Source organism: Pseudomonas sp. JAI120, assembly GCF_014207255.1.
Lineage (GTDB): Bacteria > Pseudomonadota > Gammaproteobacteria > Pseudomonadales > Pseudomonadaceae > Aquipseudomonas.
This window is the reverse complement of sequence record NZ_JACHCZ010000001.1, coordinates 515606-534410: the sequence shown is the minus strand read 5'-3', so window position 1 is coordinate 534410 and position 18805 is coordinate 515606. Positions and strand designations below refer to the sequence as shown.

Here is an 18805-nt window from a genome sequence, read left to right as displayed (position 1 = left end):
CGAACCCGGCCAGGGTGTCGCAGGTGACTGCGAATCCGAAGGCGGCTGTAAAGCCGCCTCCTGGGCGATGGCTAGCGGGCGTTCAGCCCGTTGAGAAACTCGGTGTGTTGCAACGTCCTGGAAAACATCGGCAGCGTGAAGCGTTCGGCAGCCTGTTGTTGCTCGTCGGTGAAGGTCGCGGTGCAATCGATCAGCGTTACCACGTTATAGCCCTTCTCATAACCTGATCGAACCGTGCCTTCGACACAGCAGTTGGTCAGGAAGCCCGCCACCACCAGGGTCTGGATGCCGTTGTTGCGCAGCACCAAATCCAGGCCCGTGGTGGCGAAACCGTCCAGCCCGCGCTTGCCCTCCACGAGGATGTCGCCGGCTTCCCGGGTAATCGCTTCGCTGATGTCGGCGCCCCAACTGCCGGTGCGAAAGGCGCTGCCATCGGCAACGCCCTTGAGAATCCCGTAGTCGCGGGTGGTCAGCTCCGGGTAGCCCTCGGCGAATTGGATCGGCAGGTGGATGATCTTCACGCCGAGCGTGCGCGCCTGTTCAACCGTGGTGGCGGTGTTCGCGAGCATATTGGACGTGTGCATCACGTCTTTGACGGCGTCATGGAACACGCCGCCTTCGGTGGTGAAGTCGTTTTGGTATTCGATCAGCACAAGGGCGGTGGTGTGGGGGTTCATGTCGGGTCTCCGATAAGTGGCTCAAGCAGCAAGCGTAGAACAGCAAGCGGGTTTGAGTAGGGCAGCAGCAAACACATAACCGTGGCTCAGAACGCCGTATCCGTTCACAGACCGCGGGCGTAGCGGGCACTTTGATACTATGCTCATTGCCAATGCGAGCCCTATACGGGTTTCAATGTTCGGCTGCCAAGGGCACTGACCTTATCGAAATCATTGACGTTGGCCAGCAGCCTTGTATCGGCAAGACAGCCGGGGGGTGGGCTTCGGGCTTTTTCAACGGCACTACGCAACAACCTGCACGCGGCATATGGGGAAACGTTCAATGCCTGCCCCAAACCTACATGTTCGAAAATCTCCAAACCCGGGGGCCAACCGCTCCAACCAGGACAAGCCGTCGATCCAGGCTGTAGGCAGGTGCAGATGGATGACTGTTGGTAAATGCCAAGCATTATGGAGAACAGCATGAACACCAAACCGATCTACACGATCTTGGGGCGCTTCGCCGGCTGCGTGGCGGGGCTGGCGATAGTTGCCGCCAACCCAGCCCATGCTGCCGACGACGGCATCGCCAGCGGCCCTACCGCAAGCTATAGCATTGCCTTCAGTAATTCCTATGCGGGCAGCGATTTTCGCAAGGTGATGGTGCGCAACTGGCAGGAAATTGCGCTCCAGGCGCAAAAAGACGGCTTGATCCGTGAGGCTCCCGTCGTCAGCGCCAATAACTCGGCTTCGGAGCAGGCGGCCCATATCCAGGACATGATCGTCAAGGGCGTCGATGCCATCGTGGTCCTCGCTGCCTCTGACACGGCCCTCAACGGGGTGATCCGCGATGCCTGCAACGCCGGCATCGTGGTGGTTGTCATGGCCAGTCTGGTCACCGAGCCCTGTGTCTATACCGTGGATTACAACTGGTCCGCCATGGGCCGTGTGGAAATGGATTACATCGCCGAGCGCCTGAAGGGGAACGGGACGTTGCTGGAGATCCGTGGCATCGCTGGCGATGCCACGGATAAAAACATCAGCGATGGCATTCGCAAGGCCGCCAGCGACTATCCGGGCCTGAAATTCGTCAAGACCGTATACGGGAACTGGACGGCTTCTGTCGCCCGCAAGGAAGTGACGCTGGCGCTGCCGTCGCTGCCCACTATTGATGCCGTGGCGACTCAGGGTGGCGACGGATATGGCGCGGCCATGGCGTTCAAGGCGGCGGGACGCCCTTTGCCGATCATTGTGATGGGGAACCGTCAGGACGAACTTGCCCTGTGGAAACAGGAACGCGATGCCAATGGCTACGAGACCGTCTCTGTTTCTGCCTCCCCGAGCGTCTCCCAGATGGGTTTCTGGGTGGCCCAGCAGATACTGGCGGGCAAGCAGGTGCCGAAGTTCGTCGAGGTGCCGCTGGTACGTATTGATGCCAAAGACCTGGACGCCTGGCTCGCCACCATGCCGGTGGGGGGCGCCGCCAATCCTTTCTACGGCCAGGCTTCCGTTGCGGCGATGATCGATGCGGCCATCAACCATACGGCGCCGCCGGCGTTTTTGCCGGAGGTGCCGAAGCAGTAGCGGCGGGCGAGGTCTATGTTGACATTCAAATCAGCCACGGCCAGGCCTATTGCCGTCAGGATTGGCCTGGCGGTTGCCGCACTGGTGTTGCTGATGCTGGCGGTATCGCTCGTGAACCTCTACGGTCTGCGAGGCATGGTACGTGCGGTGGATTCCGCCAGCCATTCCGCGGAAATTCTGGCCTCGGTCAACGGGGCCACCGGGCGAGTGGAAAACTTCATTGCCACCCGCGATCAGGAAAGCTTGTCCCTGGCCGAAGGCTTGGTAGCGACCGCTATCAGCGGCCTTAACGCTATTCCGGCGGCAGAGGCGCAATCGCTCAAGGGCAGCCTGGAGAGGCTCGCTGCAGCGATCGCGTCCTTGCGGGCGGCGACCCTGACCATGGATGGCGAAACCGAGAATATGACGGCCCATTACGCCCGGATGCGAGAGGCGACGGCCCTCGTTGAGCAGGGTATCGCCGATGGGCTGAAGGGCCTGGATTCCCGCGCCGCCGACCACGAGGCGCGGGTGAGCAACGCCCAGAGCGCCCATCGCATCCTGGATATCCTGCGCAACGGTGAACGCATCATTACCGCCAATGTAGCCAAGGTGTTGGTGACCGGTGATGGTGCGGCCGCCACTGCGGCGCGCAGCGCCTGTGCGGCGCTGCCGCCTGTGGTCGAGCAATTGCGCGAGTTGATGGGAGCGCCGCAGCAGGTGGAGACCCTGGAGCAGTTGGCGAAGGCGGTGGCTGCAGCCAGCCTGGCGCTCGAGCAGCTTGGCGAGGCTCCCAAGCTTCGGGGAGGCGAGGCTTTGCGGTATCTGGGTGCTGTTGGAGGTGTGGCAGAGCGCCTTGAAGTCATGTTGGCTGAAGTGGACGAGCATATTGCCCATGACGCAAGTGACATTCAGGCCGCCACCGGTTTACTGCAAAATGCAGCCGCGTTGTCCAAGCGTTTCGCCGAACGTGTTGCCACCCTGGAGGCGCAGACCTTGTCGTTTCGCCTGGCGCCGTCGGCCGAGGTCGCCAGCTCTGTAGGCGTCATCCTCGATGAGCTCTCCCGTCTCGCGCGGGTTCTCCCTTCTTCTGTGGGGCCGCAGGCCAACGCTACGCCCCTGACGGTCAGCGATCAGATCGCTGGCTACCGAGCGGCATTTGCCAGGTTCCATCAGGCGAGCAACGCTTTGAGCGACGCGCGCGACCAAGTGCGCAATGAGGCACGGAGCGCGGGCCTGTTGGTTGCGCGCTTCGCTGGCGAGGCGCGCTCAGACGCCTTGGCCCACAAGGATCGCGGCATGCTTGCGGCGATCATCGCGGGTACCGTCGCCATCCTGCTGGCCGGTGCCATCGCCTGGAGCACCTCGCGGTTTGTCGCGCAGCCCATCGTCGCCCTGGCCTCGGTCATGCGCCGGCTTGCTGCCGGTGACCTGACCGCCGAGATCGCCAGCGCTGGACGCGGCGATGAGATTGGGATCATGACGCGGGCCGTCCGGGTGTTCCAGGAGAATGCTTTGCGCATCCGGGTGCTGGAGGCCGAGGCCGAAGCCGAAAGACAACAGGTGCAGGCCTCTCTGGAGAGGATGGTCGCCGAACGGACCGACACGCTGCACCGACAGACCGAGGTGCTGGAGGCACAGGCGGTCGCACTTATTCAGGCGCGCAACCAGGCCGAGACGGCCAACCAGGCAAAGAGTGATTTCGTCGCCACGGTCAGCCACGAACTGCGTACCCCCCTGACCCTTATTCTCGCCCCGTTGGAGCAGCTTTCGGTGGCGATGACCCCGCCGGCGGACTGGCACGTGCAAATCGACCGCGCACAACGAAACGCACTGCGCTTGATGAACCGCGTGAACGATATCCTTGACTTCTCCAAGGCCGAAGCAGGCAAGTTTGAGCTGTGTCCGGCGCCCGTTGATTTGAACAAGGCAGTGGGCGTGCTGGCCGAGGACGCCGCCATGGTGGCCAAGGGCAAAGGCTGCACGTTGACCTGCAGCATCGATCCTGCCCTAGGTACCGTGTTCCTGGACCCCCGACACTTCGAGAAGATTCTGCTCAACCTGGTGAGTAATGCCATCAAGTTCACCCCTGCTGGCGGTACGGTGCATCTGGCCGTCACTGCGCTTGATGACGAGCGATTTGAACTCGCGGTGCAAGACTCGGGCATTGGCATCGCGTCTGACAAATTGCCCCTGCTGTTCCAGCGCTTTTCCCAGATCGACAATTCCGCCACGCGGCATTACAGCGGTACAGGCATCGGTCTGGCCCTGGTCAAGGATCTGGTCGAGCTGATGGGGGGCGAAGTTCGCGTCAACAGTGAGCCTGGAAAGGGGTCGTGCTTCCTTGTTCGATTTCCTCGGGGAACTGAGCAAAACACCGTGCCGACCGAAGCCAGTCATCTGCATGAGGGATCGTCACCCACCGCAATGATCACAACCGAGCAGCGCCACTTGCTGTTTGACGACGGCCACCGTGGCAGTAGCAACGACCCAGCGTCCATGGGCGATGCAGACAACGAGCAGCACCCGGAACGCGCCTCGCAGTCCAGGGTTCTGGTGGTTGATGACAGCTCGGAAATGCTTAGCTACCTCAGCGAGCTTTTGCGCGACGACTACAGCGTCGTCACCGCAGCTGACGGAGAGCAGGCCTGGGCCATACTGCAGCGCCAACCGATCAATGTCGTTCTCTCGGATGTGATGATGCCGGAGCTCGATGGCTTCGGCCTGACCGCCAGAATCAAGGCGAGCGCCGGTTTTGCCCATCTGCCCGTCATCCTGTTGACGGCCCGCGGCGGCAGCGAGGCTTGCATCTCCGGGCTGGAGAGTGGCGCCGATGACTATATCGCCAAACCTTTCTCGCCATTGGAGCTCAAGGCTCGTGTACGCGCGGCGCTACGCATGAGCCAGGTGCAATCCGAGCTGCATGCGAAATCCCGTCAGGCGGGTATGGCCGAGATCGCCACGACGGTGCTGCACAATGTCGGCAACGTCCTCAACAGCGTGAACGTTTCGGCAGAGCTGGTCAGCAGCCAGATGCGCACCTCCAAGGCCCAGGGCCTGGGCAAGGTGGCGCAGATGATGAACGAACACATCCATGAGTTGAGCGATTTCCTCACCCAGGACCAGAGGGGAAAGATGCTGCCCGACTACCTGCTCAAGCTGGCGCAGGCGGTGGCGGCAGAGCAGCAGGGCATCATCGAAGAACTCGAGCAACTCACCAAAGGCATTGACCACATCAAGACCATTGTCGCTGCCCAGCAGTCCTATGCCGTTGCTGTCAGTGTCGTCGAGACAATACCGGTTTCGGAATTAATCGATGATGCCTGGCGCATGAGTGCCGGCTCACGGATGAAACAAGAGGTGACAGTGGTCAAGGACATTGCCGACTTGCCCCTGCTGTCGCTGGACCGGCACCGGGTGCTGCTGATTCTGGTGAACCTGATCAGAAACGCCGGGCAGGCGTTGGACGGCGTGGTCGATCGCGGCCCGTGCATCACGTGCAGCGCCTCCCTCATTGCTGACGGAACAGTCTTGCGTATCACGGTGGCCGACAATGGCAACGGAATTACGCCAGAGCACCTGACGCGTATCTTTTCCCATGGCTTCACGACGCGCAAAGACGGTCACGGTTTCGGCCTGCACAGCTGCGCGCTCGCCGCGCAGGAAATGGGTGGCAGCTTGACCGTGCACAGCGACGGGGCTGGGCAGGGCGCAACCTTCATCCTCGAAATCCCCCTTGATGCGCCGCAGAGTAAGCGTTGAACATCGAACAACGCCGGAATGGATTGCGTTAATTTACGGTTAATGCGGGTAAACCAATAGCGCACGGGTCACGGGCTGCCTGCAAGTCAGTCAATCATGGGTGCTTTCTTCATCTCTGAGCTGGCGGCTCATGGCATCGCAGCTCTGCGACCACGAGGTCAGCCATGTCGGCATCTCTGGCGACCGTTCGGGCAGTCCCAGTTCTCGAACAAACTCGCTTGGCGGAATAACACCTTTCGCTGAACGAAATAGACCTCGCATTACGACAACGCCGATCACTCTGCCTTTGCTCACAAATCGATGCTCCATGAAGCTCCACTTGTCGTCCCAGCCAAGCATCCTTGTGTGGATTTCAAACGCTTCAAACAGCCTAAGCTCACGACGAAATTTACCCCAAGTGTCTCCGACGATGGGCAGCGCCTTTGCTCTGATAGCTACTCGATAGGCGCCACTGCGCAAAACGAAATCCATGCGTCCGACATCGGCCAGAGTGAAATATCGGCCGTTGGTGACATGTCGATTGAAGTCGAGGTCCAGTGGCCAGACGCGCATTCGGATGACGGTCGATTCCAGCGCTTTTGCCGGTCTGCGCCAAGGTCGACGAAGCAGCATGAGGAGAAGTCGAAACCAGAGATTCATACAGACGCCGATAGTTGAATGATTGGCGTACTTTAAAGTGCCGAGGGCTGAGCCAGGTAGGTCCCTAAATGACTAAATTCTGCGCAAAAGTACATTCCGATCACTAACTTCTATGGTTTAAGTTTTTCTAGCGGGTTTCGCAGGTCGCTATCGCGATAACTGCCGATCGGCAATCGTCTCGGGCTTGCGATGCAGGCCGCCGCCTGCGAAAGCCTTGCGGCTGGTGAGAACTGTCGCGATCTTGTTGAACGCTTCGATGTACTCGCGGTTGATCCAAGGGAACTGTGTCTCAAGCTTCTCGTGCTCGGTTGGCAGCTCACAACCGCCCTCAGTAATACCTGGAGGGACATGATCATTGTCGACACAAGCACTGGGGAGCGAGTAGATGAGCACGTCCCGTCCAAGTAATCGCCAGGCTGCTGCGCCCGGTAAGGTTAAGGATTAAAGCCAGCAATGCTGATGTATGTGCGAGATGTCCAGCCGCTACTGCAAACGTGTTTTGCTCATTTGACTTCCAGGTCATAAACGCGCCGGTATTGGCACTTCCCCATTCCTTGGGCTGCGGGCGACGGGGCTGGGGAAATCCATAAATTCAAAGGCCAAGATCCATCCCTAGCAACTCGCCTTTGAGCCTGTTCGGGCTACTACAATCAGGATTGTTCTCTCTAGCCGATAGGTAGTCGGCCAACTCATTTCCTAATTCGGCTGACCGTAAAGGATCTTCGTTTTCTAAAGGTGCTATGAGATCCATAATTTCTTGCAGATTCGACAGTCGATAAGCGAAACGTTCGTTGCCCTTGAGAGCGTTTATCCGTTCCGCTGAACGAGATAAGCGCATACCCTCGCGGTCCTTGAAATCTTCAATTTCTAACATGATCGCGTAGCGCAGCCCCCGGATCCACTGATGATCTTTGGCGGGTGCTACAGAGAATTGTCTTATCTTGTCGCCTATTGCCATGGCTTCCTCATGCGCTTGATGAATTAGTGTGGCGCAACGCTACCATTTCGTAATGGACGTAGTTACTGGCATTCCATACACACTGGATGCCTGGCCAGGAAGACTGTAGATTCAGCCCCTAAAGGATGATGCAAACCTGTGGAGCGGTAACCAGAGGTATGCAAAAGTACCCAAGAAATACTGGTTTTTAGGGCTTATGTAGACGGCGACGGCTAGGCCGAGAGCAATACCTATTACTGCTATCGATATATCGGTAGATCTTGCTGCGTCCTTTTCTGGTGAGCTCATTCCTCGTGACCTTTGTGATGTGCCGAAGGTGCAAAACGCCATGACCGAGTTGTAATGTCAGCCCTGTTTTACGAGCTTGCGGTCAGTGAGCGTCTTTTATCACGTTGAAGTTCAATAATAGAGGTGGCGGCAAGCCATAAAAAAGAAAGCATCCAACGTAAAATCCGTAGCTGTAGCTTGTGATGCTTATCCTTCCGGCGCCATCGTTCCAGATGCTGGTGTAGGAGAACGAGGTTAGGCCCATCGCGATTGCTATGATTGAGCAAATGCCGGTCGAGCATGTAGACGAATGCGAGTCGGTGCAGGTTGTGCCGCTTTCTGTCGATCATCACCGTCAGATAGCCACTGGAAACCAGGCTGCCCGCAACAGTTCTGCTTCGGCTGACAAGCCAGGTGAAAACGCCCGATTCTGGCGAGTAGGCGAGTATCGATTTCAGGTATTCCGGGGCGATAGGCATGGCTTCGCCTCGCCGGCTGGCGTGATCCGTTTAAGTGGGTGATATGCTTTGCTGCCTATCAAACAAGGAGGTGGTAATGGCCGGTAAAAAGCTTGAAGCGTTCCGCGAGTGGTTCACGCCGCGTAAGCGGTTATGGGCAGGGCTCGCTTTGCTTGTCACTGCGACATTCGGGCCGCTTTTCTATCCAAGCTTCAATGGTTATTGGGGTATCTTTATTGCTCCTGGGATCATGTTTCTCTGCAGTGCATGGAATCCCGAAGCTCGCGATAAGCGCTGATAGCCTAGCCGCCTGGCGCTATTCAGAGATATAGGGTATTGCGGGTGACCGGCATGGAGCCGGATCAAGGAGGTATGTATGCGTGATTACAACTACGAAGCAGGCCTTCATAAGCTTCAAATCGCAAAAGACGAAGCCGAGGCAGCGGCGGAAGATTTCTACGACAAATACTGACCGTTCCAGACTGACGAGGTAGCCGCTCAGTACGGGGAACTGCAGTTCACGGCGGTTATCATGCTCGCCGAGTTTGAACAATTCGCTCAGCAAGGCAGCGTTAAGCACGCACGGTAACGCTCCTTAAGGTGTGTTGCTTGTTCCGCAGTTCCGGCAGTCTTGCCGGTAGCGCTGAGCGTCGCTTATGAACCGACCGCAACCATCGCAGTTGAACATCATCATTCGCGGCCTTGCGGCTTCACCAGCTTTATGGCTGAGCCTCGCAAGGTCTCCTTGATGTTCACGTCGTCGCGCTCAAGATCCTCGGCTCGGCCATTCAGCACCAGCAGCTGCACCGCCTCGCTGACTTCCTCGAGCTAATGCCAGAGCATCAGCTCGTCGAGCATTTGCCGGGTACCGTACGGGACTGTGTGCCGCATCGCCCAGTTCCTGCCGCTTCTCGGCGAGCCTGGCCGTTCGTTCTTCCTGGGTCACAGCCATGGCCTACCTCTTCTATTCCGCTGGCCGGCAGTGCGAGCCAGGTTTGACGTTTGCGTTGCTGGATGCGGGGTATGCGTCGCATGAATCACCTTTACCTGGCTTCAGGCGCCGACGGCTTCGAAGATCCGCGCGGCGTGCTCCTCTTACCGAAGTACAAGGAGGCGAGCATGCGCTCCCACTTATTACATTGTGGTCGCCAACTGGATTGCGAATAAGCGATTGGTCGCGCTGCTAGGCTGCTTATAGTCAGCACCACTTCATCAAAGGCTCTCTTCGGCGGGCTTTTTTATTGCCTGGAGAAAAGCAGGAGCGCAGCACGCGCCGTATCAATCTGCCACGCGTGACTACCGGACGGCTGTTGCGGATCACTCGACTGACTGCTAACCAGAACAACAACAAAATCTCCAACACTATGCAGATTGCCGGCCTCACCAAGGTGATCGACGCGAAGATCCGCTGTTAGGTATGTCTGTTCCTTGGAGTGGACGGCTTAGCAGGGGGCTTGATCTTGGGATTTGATTTAGGTCGGCAGGACGCCGGAGCAATGGAAATTGCGGAGCAAAAAGATAAGGGCCTGCATGAAGTTCATCATGCAAGCCCTTGATATATATGGTGCCCGAACCCGGAATCGAACCGGGACGCCCTTACGAGCGGGGGATTTTAAGTCCCATGCGTCTACCAGTTTCGCCATTCGGGCGGTAGCGCGTTGTTACAGGGTTGGGAATATATAGATCCAGGCGCTTCGACGCAAGGTCGGACTGCCGCTTTCTTGCTTCAGGAGCGCCTGAAAAAGCTTGGCAGATCAGTGATCTACATCGGCTTTAACAGGCGAACCAGAGGATTCCTACCGCAGGGGAACAAGCGGCATAAATGACAGTCATAGCGATATGCCATCCCGGCAGTCTGGAAAGGAATCAGTTGATGCTCAGTGTTCGCAAGCGATCCTGGTGGGTGGTTGCAGGTGTCATGGGACTGTTGGCCGGTACGGCACAGGCTGGGAGTGCGGTGAAGTGGGGGGATTTCAGCGCGTCAGGCGGTGACCGGTTGACGGGGGCTTCGCTGGAGGCGGGCAATCAGTATGTGTTGAAGGCGTCGAGCATTTCGGTGGGGGATATTGAACAGCTGCAAGCGGCGCAGAAACGTACCGATAGCGAGGTGCAAGGCCTGAAAAGCAAGCTGGAGGGGCAGGACCGCGCGTTCGATGAGTTCAAGCGCAGGGACGGTTCGAGTGCCAGCTCCAGTGACAGCCAGTTGGCGAGCCTCAAGCGCACGGTCGAGAATCAGAACAGCACGATCGAACGGCAGAAAAGCGACATCGACGGTTTGAAGCGCAGCCTGGATGATCTCAAGCGCACCGTGGATACCTTGAGCAACAAGGTCAAGTAGCGTGGCCGCCGCGACATGCGGTCAGTCATGAGCCTGGACTCGGGTGTAAGGTAGGGCGTGCAACGCTAATCTCAGGAAAGCGAGGTGACTATGAGCGCTCCACTGCTGAAGAAGCTGCATCTGAATGGGTACGACATCGTGCAGGTCAATTTCGGGCCATGGCGGGTGTGTACGCCCCAGGACCGGCTGGCGTCCTTTAACTCCCGCGAACAGGCGCTGGCGTATGCCGCCACGTTGCCGGGCTACCAGGCCCGCAACCGGCCGGTGTCCAATGATGATTGATTGAAAACGAAGCCCCGGTTTGACCGGGGCTTCTGCGTTTCTGGCTTATACGAAGGGCTGTGCGCCGAAGCCACGTGGCAGGCGTTGCAGCCCTGTCAGCTCGGTCAGGCGTTGCGTCCAGGCACTGCGCCAGTCGGTGCTGGTGTGGGTCTTGGCTTGGCGCGAAGCACGGCGAGCGGCGTTGCGCTGGTTGCGGCGCGCTTCCTTGAAGGCGTCGGTGTTGCGGCAGGTGCGGCACTTGACCCGTTTCAGCTCGGTGCTGGAGGGCAGGTTATTGCCGTGATGACCGCAGGCCAGATGCCCGGCAACCTTGAAGTGAATGACCATGTAAGCGTCTCCTTCTTATTGGGTGCGCGCATCGGTAAACCCACAATGCACGCGGGGAGGGCGGGGATTAAAAATCCGGGCACCTGAAATTTCGACCCCGTGGGTGCGGCAGCGTTCGGTTTTGCCCTTGGACCTATTCAATACCCCGGCCTGGACGCTAACCTGCCACGCCACTGATCATGAAAAGGAGTGTGTGATGAGCGTCGAAACCCTGCCCCTGGAAGGCAGTTGCCGTTGTAACAGGGTGCGCTTCAGCGTGAGCCAGGCGCCGGTAATTACCATGGCGTGCCACTGCACCGGTTGCCAGAAGATGACCGCCAGTGCGTTCTCCCTCAGCGCGCTGATTCCCGCCAGCGCGTTCACCGTGACCCAGGGTTGCCCGGTGGTCGGCGGCCTGCACGGGGTCGATCGTCACTATTGCTGCCCGCACTGCATGAGCTGGCTGTTTACCCGGCCCCATGGCATCGATGAGTTCGTCAACGTGCGTGCGACATTGTTGGATAGTGCCGCGGATTACGTGCCCTTTATGGAGACCTGGACCCGCGAAAAACTGGCCTGGGCTTCCACTCCGGCCGTCGAAAGCTTCGAGCAGTTGCCGCAACCCGAGGATTTTGTAAGGTTGTTGCAGGCCTATGCCGAGTTCAGTGCTCGCTGAGTTCAGTCAATCAAAGCGAGCAGGTCCGTATCGCCTACGTCCTGCCCGGCCTGGGTCAGCAGCGTGGTGACCTGGCCTCGATGGTGGGTCTGGTGATTGAAAAAATGTACCAGCAGGGCGCCAAACGGCTTGCTGGCCGCCGCGCCGCGCATGTTGTGGTAGTGCAGGTGATGGTGGAGGTCGGGCTCGCGCAGAGTGTGGACCCACTCGATGATCAATTGGTCCAGCCAACGCCGCCGGGCCGCGAGTTCACTCAGGTCGGCGAACGCCAGCTGCTTGAGGTCCGAGGGGGCGGCAATGGCGCTCAGCGGCGCCAGCGCCTCATAGCCTGCGGGGTGCAGGGCAAAGCGCTTGAGCCAGACCGTGTCGCCCAACGTGAGATGGTTGAGCGTGCCGAAGATCGAGCCGAAAAATGCCCGGCGGTCCACGCGCAATTCATCGTCCGTGAGCTTGGCCGCCGCGTCATAGACCTTGCGGTTCATCCACTGGTTATAGGTCGCCAGCAGCGCCATTTGTTCGATACGGTCCACGTGCTTTACCCCTCGTTGGCAATGGTGCCGTCATCATAAGGCAATTACCTGGACGACCCGCAGTTGCAACGGCACCTGGCGCAACTGGCCAAGCCCAGTGAAATGGTTGCGTTGGCGTTCCGCCTGCTTGGTCAGCAGCACGTAGATGAACGGATTGTTCAGGGCCTGCAGGAACTGGACGATGGCGTGAGGCGGTTTGTCATGGACCACTTTTCTTATGCAGTAGCGTGTTTTTTACGGCGCCCATTGTCTGTACTCCTGTCGCCAATTCTCGATAAAACATACCCGGTACTTACCTGAATACAGGCGAGCGAAAGCATGCCGAGTCGCTGACTTCGCGATCTTGGATAACTTCTACTATCAAGCTCCAGCGCAGCTTACCGGACCGGGGAGGCGAGTCCTGTCATATTCTGGGTTGGGCGCCCGATGCCCGCCAATGCGGTGCTCGGACAGCGACTGGATACTGTGTCCATTGGCTTCTTTTGTGAGGGTTAAAAAAGGCCCCAGTTGCGGGCACGGGCAAACTACTCAGACAGTTACACAATGTCAGCGCATGATTAATTAGATAGCCCGGTGTTCAGGGTTCATTCAGACAAGAGGCCTTCGAAAGTTACCCGATATATAACTTCATATGCCGCGTGCGGCGAGAATGGCCAGATAGATCAATACCAAACCGCAGGCGCCATAACTGATGCGCTGCCAAGTGGGCGATGCGTTCTTGCGCAGCAGGTTCACCAGTGCAGCGATCAAAAAGCATGACAGCACCGAAGCCAACATGAAGCCGGCGAAAAACATCAGCGTCTGTCCATGACTGGGCGTGGCGCCGACGATGCCTGAGAGCGCGCTGCCGAGTGCTCCCCAGTAGACGATGTTTTTCGGGTTGGCCAGGGAGATTGCCGCGCCCACGGCCAGCGCATTTTGTCGGGTGCTGGCCGGTGCATCATCGGCTTCGGGCAAGTGCCAGGCGTCGATCAGGCTGCGCACGCCCAACCAGGCCAGGTACAGCGCGCAGATGATCGTCAGCGGTACGCGCACGGCGTCATGCTGGATCAACAGCGCGATGCCGGTGAGGCCGATCACCGCCCACACGGCATCGCCTACCAGCGAGCCAAACTGCACCAGCAAGGCGGGTGTGAACCCGTGCAGCAAGCCACGGCGCAGGGTCTCCGCCAGCACCGCACCGGGGGAGAGGCAAAACACAAAACCGAATACCAGCGCGTAAAAAAAGATCGTCAGCATGCCCGCGTCCTTTCAGGAAAGTGCGAGAGCATACGCTGGCAGAGGGTTGGCGATCCATATCTGCACACACTGTTGTGGCAAGCCCACTTGCCAACGTGGGATTCATTCAGCCGTCAGGGCGTGGTCATTTCCAGCAGCGCGATGCGGTCGAGCTCGGCCTTCAGCTCGCCAGGGCTGAGGTGGGCAAAGGGCAGGGCGAAAAACGCTCGGCAACGGGTGGCGATGGTCGCCAGCGTTGCGTCGAATGCGGCTTGGATATTGGTTTCATCGCCCTGCACATCCGAAGGATCTTCCAAGCCCCAATGCGCCTTCACCGCCGGCCCGAAATACACCGGGCAGGCTTCACCCGCCGCCTTGTCGCAGACGGTGATGACCACATCCGGCGGGCTGCCTTCAAATGCGTCATTGCCCTTGCTGTACAACCCCTCGGTGCGGATGCCCGCCGCCTGCAACGTGCTCAGGCTGCGCGGCAGGACCTGGCCCTTGGGAAAGCTGCCGGAGCTGACCGCGGCAAAACCCTGCGGGGCCAGGTGGTTGAACATCGCTTCGGACAAGATGCTGCGACAGCTGTTGGCGGTGCACATGAACAGGACTTTCATTGCGGTCTCTCCTTCAGATACTCAGGCGCAACGCGAGGGCGGCGAGGGTGATCAGCAGCACCGGCAAGGTCAGCACAATCCCGACCTTGAAATAGTAGCCCCAGGTGATGGTGATGCCTTTGCGCGCCAGGATATGCAGCCACAGCAGGGTGGCCAGGCTGCCGATGGGAGTGATTTTCGGGCCCAGGTCGCTGCCGATCACGTTGGCGTAGATCATCGCGTCCTTGACCACGCCCACGGCATGGCTGGACTCGATGGACAGCGCGCCGATCAATACCGTCGGCAGGTTGTTCATCGCAGAGGACAACAACGCCGTCAGCACCCCAGTGCCCATGGCCGCACCCCACACGCCGTAAGTGGCAAAGGTATCGAGCCAGGTGGCCAGGTAGGTGGTGAGGCCGGCGTTACGCAAGCCGTAGACCACCAGGTACATCCCTAAGGAAAAGACCACGATCTGCCACGGGGCTTCCTTCAGCACCTTGCGCGTGGAGATCTTGTGGCCCTTGGCGGCGATCACCAGCAGGAGCACGGCGCACACCGCGGAAATCGCGCTGATGGGAATGCCCAGCGGTTCCAGGGCAAAGCAGCCGATCAGCAGGATGCCCAGCACCCACCAGCCGGCGCGGAAGGTGGCGCGGTCGTGGATCGCGCTGGCGGGGTCGGCCAGGTCGGAGGGGTCGTAGGTCTGGGGAATATCTCGGCGAAAGAACCACAGCAGCACCGCCAGGGTGGCGGCGACACTGACGAAGTTGACCGGCACCATGACGGCGGCATATTCGTTGAAGCCGATCTTGAAATAGTCCGCCGAGACGATATTCACCAGGTTCGACACCACCAGCGGCAGGCTCGCCGTGTCTGCGATAAACCCCGCACCCATCACAAACGCCAGGGTCGCCGCCGGCGAAAAGCGCAGCGCCAGCAGCATCGACATCACGATGGGGGTGAGGATCAGCGCTGCGCCGTCGTTGGCAAACAGCGCCGACACCAGGGCGCCGAGCAGCACCATATAGGCAAACAAGCGCCGGCCACGCCCGCGTCCCCAGCGCGCCACATGCAGCGCCGTCCAGGCAAAGAATCCGGCCTCATCCAGCAGCAGGCTGATGATGATCAGCGCGACAAACGTCCCGGTAGCATTCCAGATGATGTGCCATACCACCGGGATATCCGCCAGGCTGATCACGCCACAGGCCAGGGCCAGGATCGCACCCAGTGTGGCGCTCCAGCCTACTCCGAGCCCTTTGGGCTGCCAGATGACCAGGACGATGGTGAAGATGAAAATGGCGACTGCGACAAGCATGAATAAACGCTCCGGTGGTTCAGCAGCAGGTGCTGGCTCGTTGTGGTCTGTCGCCCATTGCACCCAGACGCTGTGCGTCGTTGTGCAACCATGGCTGGTTGGCTTGCAGGGTGATGTCCAGCACCTGGGTCACCCAATCGGGCAGTGCCGGGTTGACGCGGTAGTAGATCCATTGACCCTGACGACGATCCAGCAGCAGCCCGCTACTGCGCAGTTGCGCCAGGTGGCGGGAGATTTTTGGCTGGCTGTCGTCCAAGGCATGGATCAGTTCGCACACGCAAAGTTCGCCTTCACGCTGAATCAATAACGTCAGCCGCGCCCGAGTGGCGTCGGCCAGGCACTTGAACAAGGTGGGCGGTGTAAGGGGCGCCGACATGACCATGACCTCTGTATATATGAGGATTCGAATATACGTATTTCCATATATTTTGGTCAAACCCTGTTTCAATTGATATGGATCAAATCACCGGAAAACCGCCACAAGTGATTGAAATTAAAATGAAACACGAATGTCCTAAAGTGCCTCCCCATTGCTGATGAAGGAAGACCCGCGTGACCCGTGCCACTCGCAACCTGCGCAAGACTCTGGATTCCGTCGCGGAAAATAACGAAACCGCGGCGTTCGACCTGATGCGTGCCGTCGAAAAGCTCGGCGATGAAGTGCTGCGCCAAAGGTTGCTCAACACGATTCACCGACTCAACCAGGACGCTCACGAACTGCGTGAAGCGCGGGATTCAGTGGAGCAGGTGTCGGTCAGGCTCGCCTGAGCAAGATCGTTCAAGACAAGCCCCTTAGAGGGCTGGCATGCTTGTCGACTGTCTGTCGATGAGCCGTTTCCATGCCTGCTGCCTTACCTCATTACGCGTTCGCTCGCGGCGCAATCGCCGTCATTCCCTTGTCCCTGGCCTGTGCGCCCTGGGGGCTGCTGGCCGGCTCCATGGCCATCGATGCGCAATTCACCCCCCTGCAAGCCCAGGGCTTGTCCGCCATTGTGTTTGCCGGCGCTGCGCAGTTGGTCGCCATTGGCATGGTCAAGAGCGGCGCCAGTCTTATTTCCATTGTGCTGACTACCTTGCTGCTGACCTCCCAACACCTGCTGTATGGCATGCACCTGCGCCCGATTCTTTCGCCGCTCAAGACGCGCTGGCGCATCAGCCTGGGCTTTCTGATGACCGATGAGTTCTTTGCGCTGGTCAGCCACTATGACCGCGAAACCTTTAATCGCTGGTACGCCCTGGGCGTCGGCCTGACGTTTTACATCATCTGGAACCTGTTCACCCTGGCCGGCATCGTGCTGGGCAAAAGCATCCCCGGCCTCGATCAGTTGGGCCTGGAGTTCTCGATTGCCGCCACCTTTATTGCGCTGATCACCCCGGTGGTGCGCGACGTGCCGACAGTGGTCTGCGTGGCCGTGTCGTTGCTGTTTTCCGTATGGCTGAGCTTTCTGCACTGGGAGTCGGCCGTGGTGGTGTCGGGTGTGCTGGGCATGAGCGCAGGGTTTTTCTGCAAACGGCTGGGGGTTGGGCAGCGATGATTTACCTGATGATTGTGGCCATGGGCCTGGTGGTTTTTTTCAACCGCTATTTGTTTATCGAGCCGCGCCTGCCGGTGCGCCTCAACCGTGGGGCACGGGAGTTTCTCGGGTTTGCGGTGCCGGGCATGCTCACGGCGATCTGCGGGCCGATTATTTTCCTCGCCGACCACCAGCTCAACCTCAGCCCGGCCAATCCGTATTTGCTGGCAGGTATCTGCGCGGTGGCGCTGATGTTCTGGACGCGCAACGTATTGATTACCGTGCTGCTGAGCATGGCGCTGTTCTACCTGTTTCGCTGGTGGCTCTGAAGCGCAGGCGAAAAAAAGCCCGCGGGAGGGCGGGCAGAAGGAAGGCTTCTGAAAATGAGCCAGGCCACTATAGGCGGCACATTCTCGCGCCACAGTGAAACAAAATTCATGGCGGCGTCAGTCAGCCTTGCGGCAATGGTACAGTCGCGTTTTTTCCAACGAGGCAATGGCATGCACAAGGTGGTAATGGGCGCATTGGTATCGGTAGCACTGGCCGGTTGCGCGGGATCGAAGATGAACGAGGCGCGCTTGGGTGCTCCGTACAAGGCCATGGCATCGGACAAGGCCACGCTGGTGGTTGCCGAGTGCATCCAGTTTGGCTGGCAGGACGAAAGCGTGTTTGGCGTCGACGCCGGAGGCTTCAAAGAGCCGAACGGCGCCGGTGGCTTCACCGTCTACACCACGGGTGGCGATTACTTCGTCGACGTGCAAAGCGCCGGCGCCGGTTCGTCCGTCAAGTACTACGCCGTTGAAGATACGATGCCGGCCAAACGTCGTTTGGCTGCACTCGCGACTTGTCTGTAGTCCGTTGCCTTAGTCATTTTGGGAAACGCCCGGCGGGACAGCCGTTGGACATTCGCTTATGATTCAATCCGCCCGCCCGACATAATGGCTCTTTACCAGTACACGGACGTCGAGGCCTAACCGTCGGGCGGGCACCTTTGTTCCTTATCGCGGCATAAAACCCAAATGCCAGCGCCGGGGAATCTTCAGCGACACCAGCCCCAACACCCCCGCCAATACACCGCTGACCACCAGCGCCCTCAGCCCCATGTGCTGTTCCAGCAACGCGCCGATCACCGCGCCGACAAACATTCCCGCCCACGGAATCAGTTGCACCCGCCAGCCGTTACGGCGTTCCCCCAGCATCCAGCGTCCCAGTCCGCGCCCAAAGCGTGACAGCGCGCCAGTGACGTAGGTAAGACCCACCGGCAAGCCGTTGACCTCTTCCACGGCTGCGTTGAGCATGCCCATCGCGATAATCGCCGCCAGCAGCGCGGGCAATGTATCGGCGAAGGGCAACAAGGCTGCGCCGCAGAGCAACGTTGCAATACACAGCAGCAGGGGCAGGGCATGGCGCCGGCTGAGACGGCTGACCACTACACCCAAGGCGTTACCGGCGACGAATGTGGCGACCAGCAACAGCAGGCGTGCGGTCAAGCCGAGATCCCCAACACTGATGGCCACTGCCAGGCGCGTGGTGTTGCCGCTCATGAACGAAACAAAGTCGCCGCTGGCCATAAAGCCGATGGCGTCAGTCATGCCCGCCAATACCGAAAGGCTGGCCACCAGCATCAGGCCGACGCGGCCCCGCCAGCGCTTTTGATGGGCCAGTGCGGCGTTGGCATACGGCTTGTGGGGCGAAGGCAACATAGGGCCGGCTTCCTCGGT

Annotated in this window: 22 protein-coding genes, 1 tRNA gene and 4 pseudogenes; 13 read left to right on the top strand and 14 right to left on the bottom strand. The window is 59.3% G+C overall.

Features of this window, described 5'->3' with window-relative positions:
- Positions 1-71 precede the first annotated feature (71 nt).
- Complete coding sequence (locus tag HDC32_RS02515) at positions 72-677, bottom strand: cysteine hydrolase (protein WP_131696186.1); 606 nt, start codon at positions 675-677, stop codon at positions 72-74.
- Between the two features lie 462 nt (positions 678-1139).
- Between HDC32_RS02515 and HDC32_RS02510 the strand changes: the two genes are divergently transcribed.
- From HDC32_RS02510 to HDC32_RS32370, 4 genes and pseudogenes are all read left to right on the top strand, one after another.
- The gene (locus tag HDC32_RS02510; RefSeq protein ID WP_145337777.1) at positions 1140-2240 is read left to right on the top strand and encodes an ABC transporter substrate-binding protein; all 1101 of its coding nucleotides are present in this window, start codon (positions 1140-1142) and stop codon (positions 2238-2240) included.
- A gap of 15 nt (positions 2241-2255) precedes the next feature.
- Positions 2256-4568: pseudogene (locus tag HDC32_RS32380) on the top strand (ATP-binding protein); the annotation flags it as partial.
- Positions 4569-4646: 78 nt separating this feature from the next.
- Positions 4647-5117 (top strand): annotated as a pseudogene (locus tag HDC32_RS32375) (response regulator transcription factor); the annotation flags it as partial.
- Entirely contained in the window at positions 5118-5981 is an 864-nt protein-coding gene (locus HDC32_RS32370) for a sensor histidine kinase (RefSeq protein ID WP_371920992.1), read from the top strand. It abuts the pseudogene before it with no gap.
- Between the two features lie 90 nt (positions 5982-6071).
- Here HDC32_RS32370 and HDC32_RS02500 read toward each other — a convergent pair whose 3' ends face one another.
- The 4 genes from HDC32_RS02500 to HDC32_RS02485 all read right to left on the bottom strand — a co-directional run bounded on the left by HDC32_RS02500 (position 6072) and on the right by HDC32_RS02485 (position 8324).
- Positions 6072-6620, bottom strand: a complete 549-nt coding sequence (locus tag HDC32_RS02500) for a thioesterase family protein (protein WP_131696189.1) — start codon at positions 6618-6620, stop codon at positions 6072-6074.
- Between the two features lie 147 nt (positions 6621-6767).
- Positions 6768-7013 carry a hypothetical protein gene (locus HDC32_RS02495; protein ID WP_184742351.1) on the bottom strand — a complete coding sequence of 82 codons (246 nt, stop codon included), beginning with the start codon at positions 7011-7013 and terminating at the stop codon, positions 6768-6770.
- 199 nt (positions 7014-7212) lie between these two features.
- Positions 7213-7578 (bottom strand): hypothetical protein, encoded by a 366-nt coding sequence (locus HDC32_RS02490; RefSeq protein WP_184742350.1) that lies wholly within the window; start codon positions 7576-7578, stop codon positions 7213-7215.
- A 356-nt stretch (positions 7579-7934) separates the two neighbouring features.
- Positions 7935-8324 (bottom strand): hypothetical protein, encoded by a 390-nt coding sequence (locus HDC32_RS02485; RefSeq protein ID WP_184742348.1) that lies wholly within the window; start codon positions 8322-8324, stop codon positions 7935-7937.
- Positions 8325-8400: 76 nt separating this feature from the next.
- Between HDC32_RS02485 and HDC32_RS02480 the strand changes: the two genes are divergently transcribed.
- Positions 8401-8601 carry a hypothetical protein gene (locus tag HDC32_RS02480; protein ID WP_184742346.1) on the top strand — a complete coding sequence of 67 codons (201 nt, stop codon included), beginning with the start codon at positions 8401-8403 and terminating at the stop codon, positions 8599-8601.
- 970 nt (positions 8602-9571) lie between these two features.
- Positions 9572-9712 (top strand): annotated as a pseudogene (locus tag HDC32_RS32365) (host specificity protein); the annotation flags it as partial.
- Between the two features lie 153 nt (positions 9713-9865).
- Here HDC32_RS32365 and HDC32_RS02470 read toward each other — a convergent pair.
- Positions 9866-9952, bottom strand: a tRNA-Leu gene (locus HDC32_RS02470).
- A gap of 224 nt (positions 9953-10176) precedes the next feature.
- On the opposite strand from HDC32_RS02470, the gene HDC32_RS02465 reads away from it, so the two are divergent.
- Both HDC32_RS02465 and HDC32_RS02460 read left to right on the top strand, forming a co-directional pair.
- The gene (locus HDC32_RS02465; RefSeq protein ID WP_131696198.1) at positions 10177-10641 is read left to right on the top strand and encodes a hypothetical protein; all 465 of its coding nucleotides are present in this window, start codon (positions 10177-10179) and stop codon (positions 10639-10641) included.
- A 90-nt stretch (positions 10642-10731) separates the two neighbouring features.
- Positions 10732-10923, top strand: coding sequence for a hypothetical protein (locus HDC32_RS02460; RefSeq protein ID WP_027606617.1), 192 nt, complete (start codon positions 10732-10734; stop codon positions 10921-10923).
- A gap of 45 nt (positions 10924-10968) precedes the next feature.
- Here the strand turns inward: HDC32_RS02460 and HDC32_RS02455 are convergent, their stop codons facing one another.
- Positions 10969-11250 (bottom strand): hypothetical protein, encoded by a 282-nt coding sequence (locus tag HDC32_RS02455; RefSeq protein WP_131696199.1) that lies wholly within the window; start codon positions 11248-11250, stop codon positions 10969-10971.
- Between the two features lie 196 nt (positions 11251-11446).
- Between HDC32_RS02455 and HDC32_RS02450 the strand changes: the two genes are divergently transcribed.
- The gene (locus tag HDC32_RS02450; RefSeq protein ID WP_131696200.1) at positions 11447-11905 is read left to right on the top strand and encodes a GFA family protein; all 459 of its coding nucleotides are present in this window, start codon (positions 11447-11449) and stop codon (positions 11903-11905) included.
- Positions 11906-11907: 2 nt separating this feature from the next.
- Here the strand turns inward: HDC32_RS02450 and HDC32_RS02445 are convergent, their stop codons facing one another.
- The 6 genes and pseudogenes from HDC32_RS02445 to HDC32_RS02420 all read right to left on the bottom strand — a co-directional run bounded on the left by HDC32_RS02445 (position 11908) and on the right by HDC32_RS02420 (position 15946).
- Complete coding sequence (locus HDC32_RS02445; protein ID WP_184742344.1) at positions 11908-12435, bottom strand: DinB family protein; 528 nt, start codon at positions 12433-12435, stop codon at positions 11908-11910.
- 129 nt (positions 12436-12564) lie between these two features.
- Positions 12565-12648, bottom strand: a pseudogene (locus HDC32_RS32360) (cation-transporting P-type ATPase); the annotation flags it as partial.
- 414 nt (positions 12649-13062) lie between these two features.
- Entirely contained in the window at positions 13063-13674 is a 612-nt protein-coding gene (locus tag HDC32_RS02435) for a LysE family transporter (RefSeq protein ID WP_131696202.1), read from the bottom strand.
- Between the two features lie 113 nt (positions 13675-13787).
- Positions 13788-14273, bottom strand: a complete 486-nt coding sequence (locus HDC32_RS02430; protein ID WP_131696203.1) for an arsenate reductase ArsC — start codon at positions 14271-14273, stop codon at positions 13788-13790.
- A gap of 13 nt (positions 14274-14286) precedes the next feature.
- Positions 14287-15570 (bottom strand): arsenic transporter, encoded by a 1284-nt coding sequence (locus tag HDC32_RS02425; protein ID WP_184742340.1) that lies wholly within the window; start codon positions 15568-15570, stop codon positions 14287-14289.
- Positions 15571-15589: 19 nt separating this feature from the next.
- Positions 15590-15946, bottom strand: a complete 357-nt coding sequence (locus HDC32_RS02420) for a metalloregulator ArsR/SmtB family transcription factor (protein WP_131696205.1) — start codon at positions 15944-15946, stop codon at positions 15590-15592.
- A 176-nt stretch (positions 15947-16122) separates the two neighbouring features.
- Between HDC32_RS02420 and HDC32_RS02415 the strand changes: the two genes are divergently transcribed.
- The 4 genes from HDC32_RS02415 (at position 16123) to HDC32_RS02400 (ending at position 17938) form a co-directional block, all read left to right on the top strand.
- Complete coding sequence (locus HDC32_RS02415; RefSeq protein ID WP_025856028.1) at positions 16123-16338, top strand: hypothetical protein; 216 nt, start codon at positions 16123-16125, stop codon at positions 16336-16338.
- 71 nt (positions 16339-16409) lie between these two features.
- Positions 16410-17105 (top strand): AzlC family ABC transporter permease, encoded by a 696-nt coding sequence (locus tag HDC32_RS02410; protein ID WP_131696206.1) that lies wholly within the window; start codon positions 16410-16412, stop codon positions 17103-17105.
- Complete coding sequence (locus tag HDC32_RS02405; protein WP_167656285.1) at positions 17102-17413, top strand: AzlD domain-containing protein; 312 nt, start codon at positions 17102-17104, stop codon at positions 17411-17413. The genes HDC32_RS02410 and HDC32_RS02405 overlap by 4 nt, the downstream gene beginning before the upstream one ends.
- A 171-nt stretch (positions 17414-17584) precedes the next feature.
- A complete protein-coding gene (locus tag HDC32_RS02400; RefSeq protein WP_184742338.1) occupies positions 17585-17938 on the top strand; it encodes a hypothetical protein in 354 nt (117 codons plus the stop codon).
- 144 nt (positions 17939-18082) lie between these two features.
- Here HDC32_RS02400 and HDC32_RS02395 read toward each other — a convergent pair whose 3' ends face one another.
- Positions 18083-18787, bottom strand: a complete 705-nt coding sequence (locus tag HDC32_RS02395; protein ID WP_131696209.1) for a YoaK family protein — start codon at positions 18785-18787, stop codon at positions 18083-18085.
- Positions 18788-18805 lie beyond the last annotated feature (18 nt).

Bases quoted from the DNA above. Each gene is read 5' to 3' on its own strand.
- HDC32_RS02515 (WP_131696186.1), bottom strand. From the start codon at position 677: ATGAACCCCCACACCACCGCCCTTGTGCTGATCGAATACCAAAACGAC.
- HDC32_RS02510 (WP_145337777.1), top strand. From the start codon at position 1,140: ATGAACACCAAACCGATCTACACGATCTTGGGGCGCTTCGCCGGCTGC.
- HDC32_RS32370 (WP_371920992.1), top strand. From the start codon at position 5,118: ATGAGCCAGGTGCAATCCGAGCTGCATGCGAAATCCCGTCAGGCGGGT.
- HDC32_RS02500 (WP_131696189.1), bottom strand. From the start codon at position 6,620: ATGAATCTCTGGTTTCGACTTCTCCTCATGCTGCTTCGTCGACCTTGG.
- HDC32_RS02490 (WP_184742350.1), bottom strand. From the start codon at position 7,578: ATGGCAATAGGCGACAAGATAAGACAATTCTCTGTAGCACCCGCCAAA.
- HDC32_RS02485 (WP_184742348.1), bottom strand. From the start codon at position 8,324: ATGCCTATCGCCCCGGAATACCTGAAATCGATACTCGCCTACTCGCCA.
- HDC32_RS02480 (WP_184742346.1), top strand. From the start codon at position 8,401: ATGGCCGGTAAAAAGCTTGAAGCGTTCCGCGAGTGGTTCACGCCGCGT.
- HDC32_RS02465 (WP_131696198.1), top strand. From the start codon at position 10,177: ATGCTCAGTGTTCGCAAGCGATCCTGGTGGGTGGTTGCAGGTGTCATG.
- HDC32_RS02460 (WP_027606617.1), top strand. From the start codon at position 10,732: ATGAGCGCTCCACTGCTGAAGAAGCTGCATCTGAATGGGTACGACATC.
- HDC32_RS02455 (WP_131696199.1), bottom strand. From the start codon at position 11,250: ATGGTCATTCACTTCAAGGTTGCCGGGCATCTGGCCTGCGGTCATCAC.
- HDC32_RS02450 (WP_131696200.1), top strand. From the start codon at position 11,447: ATGAGCGTCGAAACCCTGCCCCTGGAAGGCAGTTGCCGTTGTAACAGG.
- HDC32_RS02435 (WP_131696202.1), bottom strand. From the start codon at position 13,674: ATGCTGACGATCTTTTTTTACGCGCTGGTATTCGGTTTTGTGTTTTGC.
- HDC32_RS02430 (WP_131696203.1), bottom strand. From the start codon at position 14,273: ATGAAAGTCCTGTTCATGTGCACCGCCAACAGCTGTCGCAGCATCTTG.
- HDC32_RS02425 (WP_184742340.1), bottom strand. From the start codon at position 15,570: ATGCTTGTCGCAGTCGCCATTTTCATCTTCACCATCGTCCTGGTCATC.
- HDC32_RS02420 (WP_131696205.1), bottom strand. From the start codon at position 15,946: ATGTCGGCGCCCCTTACACCGCCCACCTTGTTCAAGTGCCTGGCCGAC.
- HDC32_RS02410 (WP_131696206.1), top strand. From the start codon at position 16,410: ATGCCTGCTGCCTTACCTCATTACGCGTTCGCTCGCGGCGCAATCGCC.
- HDC32_RS02405 (WP_167656285.1), top strand. From the start codon at position 17,102: ATGATTTACCTGATGATTGTGGCCATGGGCCTGGTGGTTTTTTTCAAC.
- HDC32_RS02400 (WP_184742338.1), top strand. From the start codon at position 17,585: ATGCACAAGGTGGTAATGGGCGCATTGGTATCGGTAGCACTGGCCGGT.
- HDC32_RS02395 (WP_131696209.1), bottom strand. From the start codon at position 18,787: ATGTTGCCTTCGCCCCACAAGCCGTATGCCAACGCCGCACTGGCCCAT.